The 18,263-nt window shown below is 31.2% G+C and carries 20 protein-coding genes; 3 read left to right on the forward strand and 17 right to left on the reverse strand.

Annotated elements, in window-relative coordinates:
* Positions 1 to 692 precede the first annotated feature (692 nt).
* The 5 genes from V5E38_RS10000 to V5E38_RS10020 form a co-directional block, all read right to left on the reverse strand.
* Positions 693 to 1,883 carry a DUF445 domain-containing protein gene (locus tag V5E38_RS10000; RefSeq protein ID WP_499213163.1) on the reverse strand — a complete coding sequence of 397 codons (1,191 nt, stop codon included), beginning with the start codon at positions 1,881 to 1,883 and terminating at the stop codon, positions 693 to 695.
* A gap of 208 nt (positions 1,884 to 2,091) precedes the next feature.
* Positions 2,092 to 2,517, reverse strand: coding sequence for a GNAT family N-acetyltransferase (locus V5E38_RS10005; RefSeq protein ID WP_335478640.1), 426 nt, complete (start codon positions 2,515 to 2,517; stop codon positions 2,092 to 2,094).
* An 84-nt stretch (positions 2,518 to 2,601) separates the two neighbouring features.
* Positions 2,602 to 3,420, reverse strand: coding sequence for an SPL family radical SAM protein (locus tag V5E38_RS10010; RefSeq protein ID WP_499213164.1), 819 nt, complete (start codon positions 3,418 to 3,420; stop codon positions 2,602 to 2,604).
* Between the two features lie 30 nt (positions 3,421 to 3,450).
* The gene (locus tag V5E38_RS10015; protein WP_335478636.1) at positions 3,451 to 3,963 is read right to left on the reverse strand and encodes a methylated-DNA--[protein]-cysteine S-methyltransferase; all 513 of its coding nucleotides are present in this window, start codon (positions 3,961 to 3,963) and stop codon (positions 3,451 to 3,453) included.
* Positions 3,964 to 4,556: 593 nt separating this feature from the next.
* On the reverse strand, positions 4,557 to 5,129 hold the full coding sequence (locus tag V5E38_RS10020; RefSeq protein WP_499213165.1) for a DUF1836 domain-containing protein: 573 nt from the start codon (positions 5,127 to 5,129) through the stop codon (positions 4,557 to 4,559).
* 141 nt (positions 5,130 to 5,270) lie between these two features.
* Here V5E38_RS10020 and trhA point away from each other — a divergent pair, with 141 nt between their 5' ends.
* Entirely contained in the window at positions 5,271 to 5,918 is a 648-nt protein-coding gene (trhA, locus tag V5E38_RS10025; protein WP_499213166.1) for a PAQR family membrane homeostasis protein, read from the forward strand.
* Positions 5,919 to 6,138: 220 nt separating this feature from the next.
* On the opposite strand, the gene V5E38_RS10030 is transcribed toward trhA, so the two are convergent.
* The 6 genes from V5E38_RS10030 to V5E38_RS10055 all read right to left on the reverse strand — a co-directional run bounded on the left by V5E38_RS10030 (position 6,139) and on the right by V5E38_RS10055 (position 13,548).
* A complete protein-coding gene (locus tag V5E38_RS10030; protein ID WP_499213167.1) occupies positions 6,139 to 7,266 on the reverse strand; it encodes a Ger(x)C family spore germination protein in 1,128 nt (375 codons plus the stop codon).
* Entirely contained in the window at positions 7,256 to 8,362 is a 1,107-nt protein-coding gene (locus tag V5E38_RS10035; RefSeq protein ID WP_499213168.1) for a GerAB/ArcD/ProY family transporter, read from the reverse strand. The genes V5E38_RS10030 and V5E38_RS10035 overlap by 11 nt, the downstream gene beginning before the upstream one ends.
* Positions 8,349 to 9,845: a spore germination protein gene (locus V5E38_RS10040; protein WP_499213169.1), complete on the reverse strand. Its 1,497-nt coding sequence runs from the start codon at positions 9,843 to 9,845 to the stop codon at positions 8,349 to 8,351. The genes V5E38_RS10035 and V5E38_RS10040 overlap by 14 nt, the downstream gene beginning before the upstream one ends.
* A gap of 177 nt (positions 9,846 to 10,022) precedes the next feature.
* Positions 10,023 to 11,873, reverse strand: coding sequence for a PTS fructose transporter subunit IIABC (locus V5E38_RS10045; protein WP_499213170.1), 1,851 nt, complete (start codon positions 11,871 to 11,873; stop codon positions 10,023 to 10,025).
* A gap of 11 nt (positions 11,874 to 11,884) precedes the next feature.
* Positions 11,885 to 12,796, reverse strand: a complete 912-nt coding sequence (pfkB, locus tag V5E38_RS10050; protein WP_499213171.1) for a 1-phosphofructokinase family hexose kinase — start codon at positions 12,794 to 12,796, stop codon at positions 11,885 to 11,887.
* On the reverse strand, positions 12,793 to 13,548 hold the full coding sequence (locus V5E38_RS10055) for a DeoR/GlpR family DNA-binding transcription regulator (RefSeq protein ID WP_286133577.1): 756 nt from the start codon (positions 13,546 to 13,548) through the stop codon (positions 12,793 to 12,795). The genes pfkB and V5E38_RS10055 overlap by 4 nt, the downstream gene beginning before the upstream one ends.
* A gap of 295 nt (positions 13,549 to 13,843) precedes the next feature.
* On the opposite strand from V5E38_RS10055, the gene V5E38_RS10060 reads away from it, so the two are divergent.
* Entirely contained in the window at positions 13,844 to 14,335 is a 492-nt protein-coding gene (locus tag V5E38_RS10060) for a DinB family protein (protein WP_499213172.1), read from the forward strand.
* Between the two features lie 79 nt (positions 14,336 to 14,414).
* On the opposite strand, the gene V5E38_RS10065 is transcribed toward V5E38_RS10060, so the two are convergent.
* Positions 14,415 to 15,200 carry a DUF4931 domain-containing protein gene (locus V5E38_RS10065; protein ID WP_499213561.1) on the reverse strand — a complete coding sequence of 262 codons (786 nt, stop codon included), beginning with the start codon at positions 15,198 to 15,200 and terminating at the stop codon, positions 14,415 to 14,417.
* A 436-nt stretch (positions 15,201 to 15,636) separates the two neighbouring features.
* Between V5E38_RS10065 and V5E38_RS10070 the strand changes: the two genes are divergently transcribed.
* On the forward strand, positions 15,637 to 15,789 hold the full coding sequence (locus tag V5E38_RS10070; RefSeq protein WP_069032114.1) for a YpzG family protein: 153 nt from the start codon (positions 15,637 to 15,639) through the stop codon (positions 15,787 to 15,789).
* 101 nt (positions 15,790 to 15,890) lie between these two features.
* Here the strand turns inward: V5E38_RS10070 and V5E38_RS10075 are convergent, their stop codons facing one another.
* The 5 genes from V5E38_RS10075 to V5E38_RS10095 form a co-directional block, all read right to left on the reverse strand.
* Entirely contained in the window at positions 15,891 to 16,022 is a 132-nt protein-coding gene (locus V5E38_RS10075) for a DUF4023 domain-containing protein (RefSeq protein WP_056466015.1), read from the reverse strand.
* 83 nt (positions 16,023 to 16,105) lie between these two features.
* Positions 16,106 to 16,429, reverse strand: a complete 324-nt coding sequence (locus V5E38_RS10080) for a DUF2085 domain-containing protein (protein WP_499213173.1) — start codon at positions 16,427 to 16,429, stop codon at positions 16,106 to 16,108.
* A gap of 14 nt (positions 16,430 to 16,443) precedes the next feature.
* The gene (locus tag V5E38_RS10085) at positions 16,444 to 16,737 is read right to left on the reverse strand and encodes a hypothetical protein (protein ID WP_499213174.1); all 294 of its coding nucleotides are present in this window, start codon (positions 16,735 to 16,737) and stop codon (positions 16,444 to 16,446) included.
* A gap of 156 nt (positions 16,738 to 16,893) precedes the next feature.
* Positions 16,894 to 17,190, reverse strand: a complete 297-nt coding sequence (locus V5E38_RS10090) for a hypothetical protein (protein WP_499213175.1) — start codon at positions 17,188 to 17,190, stop codon at positions 16,894 to 16,896.
* A gap of 179 nt (positions 17,191 to 17,369) precedes the next feature.
* Positions 17,370 to 18,125 (reverse strand): sporulation protein, encoded by a 756-nt coding sequence (locus V5E38_RS10095; protein ID WP_097976927.1) that lies wholly within the window; start codon positions 18,123 to 18,125, stop codon positions 17,370 to 17,372.
* Positions 18,126 to 18,263 lie beyond the last annotated feature (138 nt).

Here is an 18,263-nt window from a genome sequence, read left to right on the forward strand (position 1 = left end):
TTCATTCCAATTATTCATTCGGAAAATATTTTTTACCCAAACCTATAATACATGAAAAAAATTTTTCTTTCCAATAAAATGCTTATGTTTCTATTTATTGGATTTTTTTAATTTCATTAAAAAAACCTTAATTAACTTTTTATGTTAATTAAGGCCACGTGATTGAAAAAACAATCTTGTCTATTAATTATCAAATTTTCGTAAAGGAGTAGAGTGTTGTTGATTTCCACTACGTGGTGCTCGCTTTCCAAGGGGCGAGACCTGAGCCTTCTCGGTGAGCCTCCGGGGTCTCAGCCTTCCCGCTTATCCCATAGGAGTCGAGCACCCCTTCCTTCCAATCAACTTCATCATGAAAAAAAGTCCACAATAAATCCTAATCAAATAACCTTTACTTAGTGTAACATAGCAGTTTATTAATCAGTTTGTAAGTGAATTGAGATTTAACATTAACTAATAAACTAATCATTTAAAACTATCTATCTAAAAATTGCTCTAATTTTTTTAATTTCCGAAAAAACAATCTCTAGTTTGTTGATTGTTGAAACAAATTAAAATTTTAACATCGTTATTAAATATAAAATAAATTTTAACATCAATAACACTTAATTTTGTTTTACCTGTATAACGTTTTAGATTTCAACACTCTGACCTTAATTAACTTTTGACGTTAATTAAGGCTTTAGAATGAAATATTATGTGAAAATCAATCTTAGGCTTGTCAATACTAGACCAATAATAAATCCACAAACCGCTCCATTTACACGAATCCAAGTAATATCCTTACCAATTTTATTTTCCAATAAATCAGTTATTTCTTCGGTAGATAATTTTTCAATATTGTATCTAACTAAATCACTAATTTTATGGTGATATTTTTCAATTGTATTGGTTAATAGTTTCTTAAAACTTTGCTCAACATTTTCAATCCAATTCGAATTTTTAATGAAGCTGATTATTTTTTGGATCGCATTTAAAATAAAAGCTTCGTCATTAATTTTTGTTCTAAACAGTTTAATTGCTTGATCTACTATATATTCATAGCCTTTAATTTTCCATTCATCTAATAGGCGAATAATGTTTTCATTCGATTTGTTTTTTTCTGCTTCCATTCGAATAAACGATAAAATGAAATTCCTTCTATCACTATTAGGGTGTTTTAATTCAGTTAGTAAATCGATTAATCCGCTATGTATAAATTCTGTTATTTTCTCTTCTCCAATCATTGGGAGAAAAGCTTTAATCATAAAAAACTTTCGCTCGATAAACTGTATAACTTCTTTGCCGATTAATTCCTTAATATGTGGTAGGCTAACTGTTTCTTCGATTTTATTAATTAAAAATTCATATGTCTTTGCATCCCAATCTTTTTCAATAACCGTATCGACAGCTTTACTTAATAAATTCTGAGATGAAATGGAATCAATTGTCGGTTTAAATGTATTTAATAAAAATTCTTTGATTGTATCATCCTCAATAGATGCACCAAACTGCTTGATTGAATGAACCATTTTATTTCTTGATTCATCATTTTCAAGCATTTTTTCAAATGCATTCATACCTTGATTAATCCAAGCACGTTCTTCTACCTTTTCAATTAAACTTTCTTTACTTAGCCATTGATTATTAAGTGTGCTTAAAATCCCCTCTGTAATCTTCTTTCTATTTTTAGGCAATAAAGCTGTATGTGGGATCGGTACACCAAGAGGATGACGAAACATTGCAGTAACTGCAAACCAATCCGCAAGACCACCTACTAAAGCTGCCTCAAATCCACCAGAAAGGATTTGAAATAATTTAGTTTGAAACGGCATTGTTGCAGCGAAACCACAAGTAGCCACTATAAGTGAAATATTGGCTAGCCGTTTTGAATTCTTTTCTTTCATTTACTAAAAGCCTCCTGTATCTATTTGAAAATAGTATATCATTCCTTTAATTTATTTTCTAAAATCAATTCTATTAAATCATAAAAGATTTTGTCCGTAACCATAATTGGAAAGTTTTTTAAATTTACTATCAAAAAAAGAGACTGTTTTCACAGCCTCAACGTATTGAGTATCGATCTACAAACTTATTTTTAAGCAGTTGAGCCAATTAAAAATTCAATTGAAAATGATGACAAGTAATATTTAATTTATTTTTAAGATAAAACCTATGAGCATCGTAACGTTGTACCCCTGAATCTAAATGGAATTGTTCGCAATTATTTTGTTTTGCTTCATGTATTAACCAGTTCCACAAAAGTTGTGCATAGCCCATTTTACGATGATTTTCACTTGTAATTAAGTCATCAACATAAAAATATTTCCCCCATGCTAATGATTCTGTTACACGATAACCAGCAACAGCTGTTACTTCATCGTTTTCGATTACGGCTACAAGATGATAATTATTTGTGTTGATTAATCTGTTAATCGTGTTTACAAATTCATCTTCTCTTAAATGTGGACGTAATTGACTTACTGTTTGAAACGTTTTCAAAATATCCGAACTACTTTTCATTATTTTTACTTCTGCCATCTTTTATCTCTCCATTCACAAAAAACGTTCTACTATAAAAATACCATAATTTTCTATCGTTTTTTATGAATTGATATTTTTTATTTATGGTTCAAATCCTTTTTGACTAATAAAAAGTTGATCGTCTGAAAAATATTTTCTAAACCGTTGATAAACTATATGATAGGCATCTGGACCATACCAATCTTCTAGATTAAGCTCAGTATATTTTTTTTCAATTCCAAGACGACCTGTTCGTTTCCCTCCGCTTCCGTCACCCATGAAAAAATCATCGATACAGATTCTATGAACAATTCCCGATAACTTTTTTGGGAAATCCTCGCTACTAGGAAGTATAGGAGCGATTGTAGCTTGGGTTGGAATTCCAGCTTTTACAAGTTCTTCGATCGTTTTAAGTCGTGCATCAATAGGAGGTGCATTTGGTGAGAAAGACTTTCTTATTTCATCCAAGTCAGTTTCAATCGTCATGCTTACACGTACTTTCACTTTAAGTTGCTTTAAAAGATCAATATCTCTTTTTACTAGTGGACTCCGAGTTTGGACAAATAAAAAGTCAGGCTGATTATGAGCCATAACTTCTAATAATCTTCTAGTCAATCTTTCTTTAAATTCAATCGGTTGATAGGGATCAGTGCTAGAAGACATAAAAATGGTTACTTTATCTTTGCTTTTTGCCTTTTTCAATTCTTTCTCTAGAATAATAGGGGCGCACTGTTTAATATCAACCCAACTACCCCATTCTTTTTTTCGGAAAAGTGAAACAGGCATTTGTCTTACATAGCAATATGAACATGCAAATGAGCAACCAGTATAAGGATTTAAAGAGTGAGTATATCCTGAGAGAAAACCTGTACCTTTATTTAGAATGGTTTTTGGATTTTTATATAATATTTCACTTTTCATCCAAACACCTCCTAATTAATTTTTCCAATTCTAGTTTCTAGTTTCAATTTTTAAAAGACTTTTCTTCATTTCTAATCCACCACGATAGCCAGTTAATGATCCATCCTTCCCAATTACGCGATGACAAGGAATTATGATTAATATTGGATTTGCACCAATTGCTCTCCCGACTGCTCGTACAGATTTTGGCTTATTTAGGTAACAAGCAATGTCGGAATAAGTATTAGTTTCTCCATAACCGATTGAGCAAAGCGCACTCCAAACTAAATTTTGAAAAGCTGTTCCACGTAAATCAAGTCTACTATTAAAATTAGTCCGCTCGCCCTCTAAAAATTCAATTATCTCTTTTTTATAAGCTTCTACTATTGTCTCATCTTCTATCATTTCAAATCTAGGAAAGTATTTATCCTTAAATAAAAGTAATTCTTGTATGGTTCCACATTGTGAGCCTACGAAACATAGTCCTTTTGTAGTTGCAGCAATATGAATCTTCCATTCTTTATGTTCGATTAAGGTCCAATATAATTTTTCGGTTGAATGCAATTTAAATCACCCTTTGCTCTTCAAGTTCATATTTAAATTTTATTATAGACTTAATTAAGAAAAATGGACGGATATTAGAATGAAAGAGCAAGAATTTGAAAAAGATTTTAGAATGAACTGCAAATAAAGTCTTGGAGAACTCAGTAAATAATGCTTTGATAACTGCAAATAAGTGCTGGATAACTGCATTATGTCCTGGTGAACTGCAAAAAGGGAGTCTATCTGTGCAAATAAAAGTGTTCTGCAATTAAAATTTGAAAATCGCAATTAAAAATGTCTAAACTGCAATTAAATTCAAAAGAATCGCAAATAAAATAAAAAATTACCCATACCTGTTAGGGTATTATAACCTAAAGTTTGTGTACTAGAGTGTAATTTCAATTGAAAAGCTAGTAAATATACTTTAACCTTTCTAGAATGAATAAAAAATTGATATATATCAGCTAATTACCTGCAAGGAAGAGATCAATTCCGTCAATAATACCCTAATGCCTCGTACATTTTACTAAAATTAGGAGGGGGGCAACTTCACAGCATTTCACTTAACAAATCAAACAGCCCCTTACCTATCCACAAAGCTCCAAAAATGTATTCTATTTCTGTTTCTCAATCATATCCATTACTAATTTTTCAGCTGCATTTTTATATAGATTACTCATATTAACGAAAGAAGTAATTAAGAGCAATTGTTCGATATATTCTTTACTTTCATCATCAATCAGTTCAATTTCTTTGTTTACATTTTCACTAGATTGTTGAAGTTCAGTTTTAAACTTTTCGAGGTTTAGTTCATTTAAATGTAAAAAAATTGAATAAATATCATCAATATTTATTTCATTGTTTTCAAGGATTCTTTGATTTAAACCGTTTAAAGTTTCTTTTATATCATTAATCGAAAGAGCACCCTTTAAATGGTAAATTAAACTGATTAAAATTATATGATTCTTTGTGTATTTCTTATTTTTTATTGGGAAAAGCAATTTAGCTTTAGCGTAATTATTAATCATTGTTTTTGTCATTACTTTTTCATTAGAATTCGGTTTCGCAAATTTATTATCAAATAGTTGAATTACTTGATCCATATAAAGATCAAGATTAGGAATATCATCTAATAATATTTTTTTATCTAAATCTATTTCTTCTATTAATTCATTAATCTTTTTCATTTTACGTCCTCTTTTTATGTAATTTACTGTTTAATTTTAACATAAATAAATTGCACTTTAAACACTTGACTATATAATGTCGTTAATGATAACTTTATATGTAGTTATTAAAACTACATAACATAGTTGGAGGAGATATACATGGGGAACTTTATGCGTGAACCTATTAATTCCATGACACATTTAGTCGGTGCTGTATTATCATTATTTGGGTTACTAGCGATGGTTTTAAAGTCAACTTTTTCTGGTGGAAGTGTGCTACAAACATCTGCCGTTATTGCATTCGGTGTAAGTATGATTCTTCTCTATTCAGCTTCAACGACCTATCATATGGCAAAAGCTAGCGATAAAATAATCGCTTTCTTAAGACGAATGGATCATTCAATGATCTTTGTCTTAATTGCAGGTACATATACTCCTTTTTGTATCATTAGTCTAAAAGGTACATTGGGATGGATCATCTTTTCGATTGTTTCTTTCATTGCATTTTGTGGTGTTTTGTTCAAGTTGATTTGGTTTAGTTGCCCAAGATGGTTATCAACAGCTCTTTATATCGCTTTAGGATGGGTCATTATACTTGCTTCGGCTCCTTTATCTGATGCAATTAGTATAAAAGGAATGATCGCGCTAATCTTAGGTGGAATTTTCTACACGGTTGGTGGCGTGATTTATGGAATTAAACCTAAATTTTTATCTTTTAAAAATTGGGGATTCCATGAAATTTTTCATATTTTCATTATGCTTGGAACACTTTGTCATTTCTTCTGTGTTTATTATTTTGTAATCTAAATAAACAAAAAACCATCCTTAATGGATGGTTTCAGCGTGAAGACAAAGTACAGAAAACTTGATTTTCAGACTGATTGCTAGCGCTTGTCTTTCGAGGCATGAAGCCTGATGAGGAGCGGAGTTACCTTAGACGGTAATGAGCACCGCTCAACAGACGAAGCAACGAAGAAAGCGATCGTTTGGCGGGCAGTCTGAAACCATCCTCAATGGATGGTTTTTTTTATTTTAAGATGCCCGTTCCAACAATTTTCACTTCAACTTTTGGTTTAATTGTAATTTTACCATAATCTTTGTTCCAATCCAGTTTTTTCCACACGTCTGGATGAAATGAAATTAACTGTCTACCAATTCCGAATGCATCGCAATTTGATTCTTGAACTGTTTTAATTATTTTTTCAGCTTTTAATGTTAGTTGCTTTGAAATTTTTTTATTTAACTTATCAATTTCTTTTAGGGAATCTAATTCATCATGTGCGTATTCAAGTGTATCAACGTCCAGTTTTAGATTTAAATTTACGGTTATTTTATTGTCTTTTGAAACTTTAATTTCCATTTTCGGCTTATTTTTTTTCACTTGAATCGTTATATACCGTTCCCTAATATCTTTTTCTTTTGGACTAACTTCTACATTAAATCTTGCGTACTTCTTCATTTGATCTTTAAATAAAAGTAACATGGTAGGTTCATCACCTAAAAGATTATACCCTGTATATTTGTGATCGTTAAATAATGCTACCCCAGAAATATCAATCAATTTATCATCATCTTTTTCAATTAGCGGTAAAAAAATATCTTCACCTGGGTCGAACATAATTGTACAGATCGTTTGAACATTTTCAATAGGAATCATCGTATGGCTTTCTGCGTTAGTTACTAAGTCCAAAATTTCTTCACTTATAAGGGTTTCCTCTACTTTGCTTAATTTTAAAATTTCTCCCGCTCGCCCTTTAGTAATAATAACTTTTGCCCCTAATGAACTTCTTGGGTCTCTATATATAACATCGAATATAGGATAAATATCCTGTTTAGACAATTCATCTCCAAGTAATAAAACCCTTGTTTTATTAGTAGCATAATCTCCCGCTACTTTTCGAGTAACTTTTATTCTTGCATCACTTGTTGTATTTCCAGTAGCAGTAATAATGACATTAGTTGTTTTAACTTGTGAAGGATCACTTCCACCTTGACTATTTGTTTTAATGACTGCAGTTACTAGCATATTATTATCCTCTGCTAAATCAAATCCAGCACTATAAACTAGCCTAGACTCCTTTAGTAATCTTTGATCCCAACAACTAGTTAAAGGCAAAATACAAATTATAGAGATCAATACTATTTTATATTTCATATGGGTTACCGAGTTCTTTCTTTTTTCTAATAAGCGAAACAATTAATAAAATTAAAGGTAATACAAAGATAAAAACATAACTTGTAAAAGAAAGAATTGTCCCAAATTTCATTACAAATTCTTCACTATGTGGTAAAAAAGTACAGATGATCGCGATGGCAAGTCCTGTAAACATAGTTGTTTTACCATGGTTTTTAAACTTTAAGAGTTTGCTGATTCCGAAACTAGTTAAATATAAATAGGTCACAAGTGAAGTTAAGATTGGTACAACCCAAATCGAAAGAAAGACAAGATCGAGTCTTTCAATCACTTCATATGATAAAGATTTTAGTAAATATAAAATTGGCTCAGGTACGATTTCAATTTCTGCTTTGCTAAAACTCATATAACTCGTAATTAAAAAAAATGTATATAAAAGGCTTACAAAACTAATTGCGATCGTTCCAGATTTTAATATTTTGTTTGGCTTTCCTTTTACATACGGAAATAATACTAAAATGAATTCAAATCCCATCATTGAGATTAGCGCATCGTGAGCTCCAAGAAGAATGTTTTTAACCCCCGCTTGTCCGACTGGAAATAAATATCGATAATTTACATTATTGTAAGAACAAAATTCAAAGAATATCAAAAATAATATTAAAATACAGACGAATACAAAAAATCGTCCAATTACTTTCAAATTTTCTTTCGCTAAATATACTCCTGTACCAACTATAAATAGGATTAATACAAAAGGTGGCGTAAATGTAAGAATCCATTTTTTAAGTACAGAAATGGTGATGATCACGACATAAATCGCCACAATAAAGAAAAATAAGATATAAAGATACGAAATGACAGTCCCAATATATTTACCGACTATTTTCGATGCATATTCATAGATCGTTTCTTTTGGAAATCTACTACCAAGTAACCACATTATTAGTAATAGTACAAATACCCCAACCCCAGCTATTAATGTTGAAATCCAACCGTCGTGTTCTGCATGTTTATGGACTACATATGGTAGTGAAAGTAATCCAACACCGATTTGAGCTTGAATGATGACGAATGTGAATTGCGATATTGAAAGCATCTTTTCATTTTTCATCATTTTCCCATCCTCTAGAATTATTTTCTCGTTTAAAATTCTTTGGTAAAGGTGCAAATGGTCGTTTTTTCATTTTCCATTGTGGCGCACGAACAACTGTATCTTTTAGATCTGCTTTTCTAAATGGAGCAAATGGCGCGAAATATGGTGACCCGAATGATTCAAGTTTACATAGATGAATTAGGATAATACTAAGACCAAAAACAATTCCTATTAATCCTATTAACGATGCTGCAAACATTAAAGGAAAACCAAGCAATCGAACAGAGGTTCCCATTTCATTGTCCGGTACAACAAATGATGCAATTGCAGTAAGTGAAATAACGACAATCATCGTATTTGAAACTAAATTTGCCTGTACAACAGCAGTTCCAATAACTAAACCTCCTACAACACCTATTGTTTGTGCAATTGGATTAGGTAACCGTATTGCTGATTCTCTAAGCAATTCTAACGTTATTTGCATTCCTAGAGCTTCAATTAACGGTGGGTATGGAACGTTTTCTAATGAACTTTTTACATTAAATACTAGATCTATTGGAATAATTTCAAAGTGAAAAGAAACTAATGCAATATATAAAGCAGGCAATGATATAGAAATTAAAAAACTAACCAATCTTAAAATACGTGCAAATGAAGCGACCATCCATCGGCTATTGTAATCATCTGGTGATTGATAAAAAGTGAAAAAAGTAATTGGTAAAACAAGTGCTGAAGGGCTACCATCTGTTAAAATAGCAACCTTTCCTTCCATTAAGTTTCCAGCTATTCGGTCAGATCGCTCAGTAGTTAATACTTGCGGAAAAGGTGAATAAGGGTCATCTTCTATGAATTCCTCAAGATTACCTGGTGAATGGACATAATCAACATTTATATATGAAAGTCTTCTATGGACTTCCTTAACTAACTCCTCATTTGCAATCGTATCAATATATATAACTGCTAATCGTGTGTCAGATTCTATCCCTAATGATAAAGTTTTTACAACAAGATTAGGATTACTAATTCTTCGTCTTATTTGATTAATATTTGTCAGTATACATTCTACTAATCCATCGTGGGAGCCTCTGATCGTTTGCTCACTACTAGGCTCTTGAATAGATCTATTTTGATAGGAAGTAGTTTCTAAAATAACTACAGTTTTTTCAAATTCTGTGAAAATGAGCGTGTTTCCTTTTACAATACTGAGAATACATTCATCGAATGAATCCGAACTTTTAACATCATTAACTGATACTGTATTTGGAATCGTATCTTTTGGATTATTAATAATTTGTTGAATAATTTGGACTTCAAGAGCTTCTCTACCTACAATTGTACTAATATAGACAACTACAATCTTTTTATTATGAAACATTAAATGTCTGATTGTTAAATCACTTGTATTTATTAGTGATTTTTTAACATTTTCTACATTCTGATCCAAATTGCCACTAATTTCGATGATTGAACCTCGATTATTTTGGTTATGTTTATTAGAACGCATTATGCATTTCACCTAATTTCCAAACTCATACAATAAATTAGATTTATTTTGCGTTAAATTAAGGTTATTATTCACTTGTAAATTCCAGTATTTGTAAAAACGTTAACATTCGAATAAAAAAAGGCTTCCCTATAAGTCAAAATAATGACTATAAGGTCGCCTTTTTATTGTACTTAATTATTCATTTACTCTTTTTTTCCAAATTCCAAGCATGATCGCTGTGATAATAGAGCCAATTAAGATAGCTAGTAAATACAATACTGGCTTATTTACTAACGGAATAACAAATGCTCCACCATGTGGTGCAGGTAATGTAATACCAAACGCCATTGCAAGTCCACCTGCAATTGAAGAACCTACAACAGAACTGACAATTACCCTTACTGGGTCTGCAGCAGCAAATGGTATCGCTCCTTCTGTTATAAAAGAAATCCCCATAATATAGTTCGTAATACCTGATTTACGTTCCATTTCAGTAAACTTCGATTTGAAAAGTGTAGTAGCTAAAGCAATACCTAATGGAGGAACCATACCACCTGCCATTACTGCAGCATGTGGTGCAAAATTATTTGCTGCAATTGCAGCTATACCAAATGTGAATGCAGCTTTATTTATAGGTCCACCCATATCGACTGCCATCATTCCACCAAGAATTAATCCTAACAATACAGCGTTTCCACCATTTAAACTACTTAACCAATGAGTTAAAGCTGAATTTAAATAAGTTACAGGAGGATTTACGACTAATTCCATTAAAACACCAGTAATTAATAATCCAAATACTGGATATAATAGAACTGGCTTAATACCTTCTAATGATTTTGGTAACTTAGAAAATACTTTCTTTAGTCCAAGTACAACATAACCAGCTAAGAAACCTGCAATTAAACCACCTAAGAATCCTGCTCCAGCACTTGAAGCTAAAAATCCACCAACTACCCCTGGTACAAATCCAGGTCGATCGGCAATCGAACTTGCAATAAAACCAGCTAATATAGGTACTAAATAACTAAAAGCACCAGTTCCTCCAATTTTCATTAGTAATTCAGCAATAGGACCTTTTGTATGAATTCCTCCAAAAGCAAATGCTAACGCAATTAGAATTCCTCCACCAACGACAAAAGGTAACATATTACTTACACCATTCATTAAGTGCTTGTAAATCCCTGAACCTTGATTAGTTGAAGAACTTCCTCCACCATTATGATTAGCATGAAAAATTGGTGCATCTTGTTTAACAGCTCTTTCAAGTAATTCCTTTGACTTACGAATTCCATCTGCTACTGGTACTTGGATGACATGCTTTCCATCAAAGCGATTTACTTCAACTTGTTTATCCGCTGCTACGATAATAGCTGCTGCTCTATTAATCTCATCTTTTGTTAATTCATTTTTTATCCCTGTTGATCCATTCGTTTCAACTTTTAAATCAATATTTAATTCTTTTGCTTTTGCCTTTAAAGCATCTGCCGCCATATAAGTGTGAGCAATACCTGTTGGACATGCAGTAACTGCAAGGACTAGTGGACGTGAAGAATCTTCTATAACTGTTTCTTCTTTTTCATCATTTAACGATTTTTCTTTTTGATCGATTAACTGAATAATTTCATTTGCATCCTTTGCACTTAATAAAGATCCGCGAAATTCTTCATCCATTAATAGTGAAGATAATCTAGATAAAGTTTCTAAATGCGCATTATTTGCGCCTTCACTAGCTGCAATCATAAAAAATAAATGCGCCGGTTGACCATCAAGTGATTCATAATCAATCCCATCTTTTGATCGACCAAATGCAATGGCAGGAGTCTTAACCGCCGCTGTTTTAGCATGTGGAATTGCAATACCTTCTCCAATTCCCGTTGTACTTTGACCTTCACGTGTTAAAATCGCTTCTTTAAACTGTTGTTGATCGTTTAATTTCCCTGCTTGATCTAAAACTTGTATTAATTCATCAATTACTGACATTTTTGATGATGAATTCAAATCAATGAGAACTGTATCTATTTTTAATAATTCTGTGATTCTCATATTTCGTCCCCCTAATCTTTTTCAATCTTTACTTGATTAAGTAATTCTTCAATTTTCTCTCTTTTTGTTAAATCCTCTGAAAAAGCGGTAGCACTACCTGATGCTACACCTACTTTAAATGCAGTTTCAATATTATTTGTTTTTACATAAGTACCAACAAAACCAGCCACAAGTGAATCACCTGCACCGACTGAATTAATTACTTCTCCCTTTGGAACATTTGATACATAAACGGAAGACTCTGTAATAAGAATCGCTCCATCACCTGCAAACGAAATTCCTACATTTTGAGCACCCATTTCAACTAATTTTTTACCGTACGGGATTGCTTGCTCAATTGAAGTAATTTTGACATCAAATAAATCACCTAATTCGTGATGATTTGGCTTGATAAAAAATGGACGATGTTTAACCACATCTAAAAGTACTTTTCCACTTGCATCTACAATGATATGAATTCCATTTTCTTGTCCCCACAAAGTCAATTGTTCATATAAATCAGATGGTAATGTATTAGGGATATTACCAGCTAATACAACATAATCACCTTTTTTAATTTGTTTTAATTTATAAAAAAATTGATCTAATTTTTCTTCAGAAATTGCAGGGCCTTGTCCGTTAATTTCAGTTTCTAGTTGAGATTTTAATTTTATGTTAATTCTAGAATCGCCTTCTACTTGAACAAAGTCAGATGTAACGCTTTCATTTTCCAAGACATTTTTAATAAAATCTCCTGTAAATCCTCCAACGAAACCAAGTGCTATGCTTTCCACATCTAATCTTTTCAAAACTCTAGAAACATTAATTCCTTTACCACCAGGAAATTTATTTTCCCTTTTCATTCGATTAATTTTTCCTAACCCTAGATCCTCTACTTCAACGATGTAATCAATTGAAGGATTAAGTGTTACTGTATAAATCATGATTTCACTACCTTTATCAAAGATGTTTTTTCCTCTAATTGTTTGGCTAGAGCATCATCTATTTCGTCCGTTAAAATAATCGCTTCTTCAATTTCACCAATCTTCGCAAAACTTGTTTCACCAAATTTACTGTAATCAGCTATTATAAATACTTTCTCTGAAATAGAGATTGCTGTTTTCTTTACAAACGCCTCTTCAGGATCTGGCGTAGTATAGCCAAATTGTGGATGGATACCATTCGCCCCAATAAAACATTTATCAAATCGATAATTCTTTAGACTTTCAGAAGCCATACTTCCAATCAACGCTTTTGTATGCCCTTTCATTTTTCCACCTATAAGATATGCGGACACTTCATTTTCGAAAAGAGCTTCAACATGCATTAATCCATTCGTAACGACTGTTACATCTAACCCCTTTAATAAAGGAATCATTTCGAATGTAGTACTACCAGCATCTAAATATATACAATCGCCCTCATTAATTTGAGTTACTGCAAGCCCGGCGATTAATTTTTTACTTTGAACGTTTTTGGATGTTTTTTCAGTCATACTTAATTCAGTGGCTTTACTATTGATTGAAGCTGCTCCACCATGGACTCTTTTTAAGAGATTAAGAGACTCAAGCTCAACTAAATCACGACGTATTGTTGACTCAGAAGTATTTGTAGCCTCTACAATATCCCTTAATTTCACAATACCCATTCTTTTGATCATCTCTATAATGAATTGTTGTCTTTCCGGAGTTAACATAGAATTCATCCTTTCATAAAACCAAGTATAAGACACAAAAAATAAAAAATCAATCATTTTCTTCCAAAAACGTTCATTAAAAACCTAAATCATTCAAAAGCTTTCAAAACCGTTCAAATTTGTAAAAATTTTCAAGCTACATTAAACTAAAAATAGAAGGTAAATTTGTTTTTTATATTATTTCTTATGATTACTCATAATATTTATCTAAACAAGTAATACTCAAATTTTAGATTCATAGAGTCTGGTTAAAATTTTGGTTTATCATTATTAAAATAGAAATGGGGAATACCTTTTGAAAGAGAATATCCAAATTCGTGAAGAACTTATTGAAGTGATTGATCATTTAACAGATGAACAGTTAAATAAGAAGGTAAATAATGAAAAATGGTCCATTATGCAAGTACTTGAACATTTATACTTAATGGAATCTAAATTAGTAAAGCTAATGACACGTACATTTAATGAAGCACCTAGTGAAGTTATACAAGATAAGCCAATTCATCTAGCAACTGATCGTACTAAAAAAATAACCTCTCCACCTCATTTTGAACCAACTGATCAATTCATTACTAAAATAGAAATGACTAAGAAATTGAACCAATCTAGAAAATCACTACATGAATTTGTTGAACTAACTAAAGATCATAAATTGGATGATAAGGGAATGCCACATCCGATTTTTGGACAAATCAATTTAAAACAATGGATTCCTTTTATAGGTGTTCATGAAAAACGTCATATTGAGCAAATTAGAGAATTAAAAAACGAATTATTTATTAAATAATCGGATTATAGTTACTTGGAAGTTGATTATAGAAGTTTTCCTAAATACAAAAAAGAGCTTACGCCTTGTAAGCTCTCTTTTATATTGAAGAAATTGCCTCTAATTCTTTTTGGTAAAGACTAAGGATTTGATCTTTATGTACTTCTAACTGATTTGACACTTGAGAAATTGAATAGCCGATAAATAGTGGCGATACAACAAATCTAGGAATAATTTTACAAATAATTTTCCCCTTCCATTTATAAAAGAATAAGTTATAGCTTTGAAGTCCTTTATAAAAATGGTTAAGTAAGTAATGTGTAACCGTTTGTAAGTAGACGGCCATTTGTGGAACAAATTTGGGTTCATCAATAAGAATATTGAATTCTCTAAATCCCATAATTGGATGAGTAGAAATGTTTAATTCATATCCATTACCCGACGAAATGGTAATCCCCTCAAAATATACATCTGTTACCTTTTTGTCGTAATCAATATTTTTTAAGCCAACAATTTGCATATGCGGATGACTCAGTGTTCCCCCTGATAATGGGCCATGATTTTTATATAAAATAACAGATTTAAATTCCCCTGTTGATTCCATTTCATCCCATTTATCAATTGCAAAGGCTAATAATTCTGTCAAATGTGTTAATGAATATTTCGAAGGATCTCCTTCACAATCATCGCTTTCAATAATAACAGTTTGAAAAGTATCTTCTAATGTCGGAAATTTATTTTTCAAATAAATGATTGAGCCAGCTGTATCGATAATATCCGTTAAGTTTTCACGATCACAGAATGGGCATTTAACTTCTTTATTTTTAATACTATCAGGTTTTTTAACGCCTATGTCCATCTTAAATTGTAAAACCTCATTTTGAATATCCATTTCGGTTTCCCCTTTGAATAAATTGAAAAAAAGTTAGACTAAATATTCTCCTCTTTGAAAATACATCATTTTTTAGTTAATACATTATTGTTTTTTTCTTATTGAAAATTGCCATCTTATTTCAACAACTTAGCAAGATGTATATTCTATTACTTAAAATAATAATAAACGATACAATGGATTATCAATTAAAACGCTCATTAATAACCATTAATTTTTAGATTTAACAATTTACTTAAATGAAATTCTATTTTCACCTTAAATACTTTAAGTTAATTTATATTCGTATAAACCAAAATCTCATGTAAAATTAAATCAAATTATTTTAGTGACTTAAAATAGTATCTTTTTCAACTAAGTTTCAAATACTAACAACGATATTCAATTGAATATCAAAGATATCCTAAATTATCTTAGAGGTGAATCAAACATGACATTAAAAAATCATTTAGATCCTCATTCTCAGAAATTTTACCACAATTGGACTAGACCTAAACATGCTAAATCACAAGTCAATGGACATACTATGGAGTCTCAGAACACGATCATTTTAAGAAGCAATGCTAAGGCACATAGATGGTAAAAATGGATAATTAAGGAGCAGGAAGACATTTAGATGTCTTCCTTTCTTTTATGAAATTAAAAAACTAGCCATGACATTTGCCATGGCCAGTAAAACAATCATTATTTATTTGTTCCATGTTGCTTAGTAGGTAATTTTTCATTTGGTGTTCCATTACCTTGATGTTCTTTATTTTTTTGGTCTTTTCTTTGTTTTTCATGTAATTTTTCGACAAATTCATGTGTATCTTCCATTTATTAATCCTCCTTAGTAAAGAATCTAAATGTTACTTTAACCAATCAGGTAGGAAAAAATTCATATTAGCGTGATATAGAAGTTACATTAGAATTTGAATCAAAAATAAAACAGAATTAACAATCAAGATTGTTTGAGCAATTCCAAATAAGAATCCTGTTATGAAACGTAAGAAATTATTACTTTCTCTCCATTTCCACTTTTGTGTATACCCATCAATTAATAACGGAATCATTAAAATAGGAATATACCACCAAAATATAAATGATGAGATCATAAATAGAAATGGAAGAAACAAATACCCCAGAAGTATGGCAGTACATCTTGCACATAGTGGAAAAGTATAAGAACCTATTTGAAATGACCTTTCTTGCTTACGATGACATGGAATCCAATTTAAAATCAAAATTAATCCCCCTATTAGCTTGGACAATCTGGGCTACAATCACAATCTGGTGCACAATCCGGTGTGCAATCAGGCATGTGATGATGACAATCAGGTATGTCACAATCTGGTATAAAACCAAAATCACCGCAATCACACCAATCGAATCCCCTTTTCTGTCTCCTCCGCTCATAGTAAATAATCATAATAATTCCAAAAACGATACTTGCACTAATCAAAATTAGTCCTTTTACTAAAAAACCCTTTATAATTAAAACAATTCCTAAAATAAGAAGAATGAAAAAACCACTGATTAAGAAAAAGACCAACTTTACCACTCTTTCTTAAATATAATGAAAGACTAACCTGATGTTAGTCTCAGACTGATAATCAAATTTTTTTGAACTTTGTGTATTTACTAAAGATTAAACTGATGTTAGTCTTGTGCTTATTCACATAAAACTTAGTAATAATCCCAAATAAGTCTATTTTGAACGTTGAGTCGCTGCACCAATTAATATAAAAATAGCTGATAGTATATGCATAATCATACCAAATATCGGAATCCATGCAAGACAAGAAGTTACGATTCCAAAAATATTTCCACTAGCAGAGACACCAGCCTTTTTCGCTAACACGAGTGTAATAATGTGGAGGATTAAAGCTATAAATAATGGCGTATATCCAAAACCAATAACGATTGAACCACCTAGAACAGGTATCCCGAGTAATGCTTCAAAACCACCCGAAATCCATTTCATATTTTTCACGTTTGATCTCATAAAATCTCCTTTTCAACTTAAAAATGTTAATTTTTTCTAATAAAAACTATTGTATTCGATAAATTCTTTTACGGATAGTTTTTATTATAAATTCCATTTAAATTCAGTCTAAAGAATGAGAATTTCAGAAAGTGTAAAAATTAAAAAGCAAGAGACAAAAACTCTCTCTTACTTTTTTATCAGTTATATTGTTGTAAAAAAGCCCTAACCGAATTTGCAATTGATTGCACATCTTTAAGTTGCTCATTTTTAAAGCTAAGTGATGTTTTCTTTTCATCTAATCCCAATGACTCTTGTAGTAAACCTGTTAAACCACGATATGAACCAGCTTTATCTACTGCTACCACCATAAACAGTCCATCTTTATTCGGTTCGATCATACATTCAATTTCATCAAATCGCCATTCTCTTTTAGAGCTTGGAACAAACTCCCACTCTTGATAAAATCGACCATTTTGAGCCTCCACTTCAACCTGACGTAAACGAAAGCCCAAAATTTTAAAAGCTTCTACAAAGTTTGCTAATTCTTCATGTGCATGAACCTTTAAGAAATCAGTATCTGTTGGGTCTATACTTAAATCGATATCTAAATCAGTCTCAATCCAAACTTGGCCATGTCTTAATGTAATCGGTGTGTAAAATGGCAATTGGAACGAAAAAGGAATTACTTTTTCTTCATTCGCTTCAATTTTCATTTTGCCGGATACACGTTCTTCATGTAATTGAATTTTAACGTTTACCTCATCGTCTCCACTTTTCTTTTTAGCATAAGACTTTAATTTAAGCCCAATATGATTAATTTCTTGTGCAACTGAACCACCTTTAATTTCAACTACACCTTCAACATTTTTTCCTGGATATAAATCTTTCGTATGAATAATTGTATCTACCGAAGCTGCTCCAATTCCTAGTCTAGCTAGTACTTTTTTAAACATCAGATCCCCTCCAAAAAAATTACTACATTTCCATTATATAGTAGATTACCATTCTTGAATAATCTAAATTTAGTAATTATTCCCTTCTATACATTATGAATAATAGATAGAATTAGTAGACAAGTTATTAGTAGGATA

The organism is Rossellomorea sp. GAMAL-10_SWC (genome assembly GCF_049568075.1).
Lineage (GTDB): Bacteria > Bacillota > Bacilli > Bacillales > Bacillaceae_G > Gottfriedia.

Coding starts and splice junctions, on each gene's coding strand:
- V5E38_RS10000 (WP_499213163.1), bottom strand. CDS start 1,883: ATGAAAGAAAAGAATTCAAAACGGCTAGCCAATATTTCACTTATAGTG.
- V5E38_RS10005 (WP_335478640.1), bottom strand. CDS start 2,517: ATGGCAGAAGTAAAAATAATGAAAAGTAGTTCGGATATTTTGAAAACG.
- V5E38_RS10010 (WP_499213164.1), bottom strand. CDS start 3,420: ATGAAAAGTGAAATATTATATAAAAATCCAAAAACCATTCTAAATAAA.
- V5E38_RS10020 (WP_499213165.1), bottom strand. CDS start 5,129: ATGAAAAAGATTAATGAATTAATAGAAGAAATAGATTTAGATAAAAAA.
- trhA (WP_499213166.1), top strand. CDS start 5,271: ATGGGGAACTTTATGCGTGAACCTATTAATTCCATGACACATTTAGTC.
- V5E38_RS10030 (WP_499213167.1), bottom strand. CDS start 7,266: ATGAAATATAAAATAGTATTGATCTCTATAATTTGTATTTTGCCTTTA.
- V5E38_RS10035 (WP_499213168.1), bottom strand. CDS start 8,362: ATGATGAAAAATGAAAAGATGCTTTCAATATCGCAATTCACATTCGTC.
- V5E38_RS10040 (WP_499213169.1), bottom strand. CDS start 9,845: ATGCGTTCTAATAAACATAACCAAAATAATCGAGGTTCAATCATCGAA.
- V5E38_RS10045 (WP_499213170.1), bottom strand. CDS start 11,873: ATGAGAATCACAGAATTATTAAAAATAGATACAGTTCTCATTGATTTG.
- pfkB (WP_499213171.1), bottom strand. CDS start 12,796: ATGATTTATACAGTAACACTTAATCCTTCAATTGATTACATCGTTGAA.
- V5E38_RS10055 (WP_286133577.1), bottom strand. CDS start 13,548: ATGTTAACTCCGGAAAGACAACAATTCATTATAGAGATGATCAAAAGA.
- V5E38_RS10070 (WP_069032114.1), top strand. CDS start 15,637: ATGACATTAAAAAATCATTTAGATCCTCATTCTCAGAAATTTTACCAC.
- V5E38_RS10075 (WP_056466015.1), bottom strand. CDS start 16,022: ATGGAAGATACACATGAATTTGTCGAAAAATTACATGAAAAACAAAGA.
- V5E38_RS10090 (WP_499213175.1), bottom strand. CDS start 17,190: ATGAGATCAAACGTGAAAAATATGAAATGGATTTCGGGTGGTTTTGAA.
- V5E38_RS10095 (WP_097976927.1), bottom strand. CDS start 18,125: ATGTTTAAAAAAGTACTAGCTAGACTAGGAATTGGAGCAGCTTCGGTA.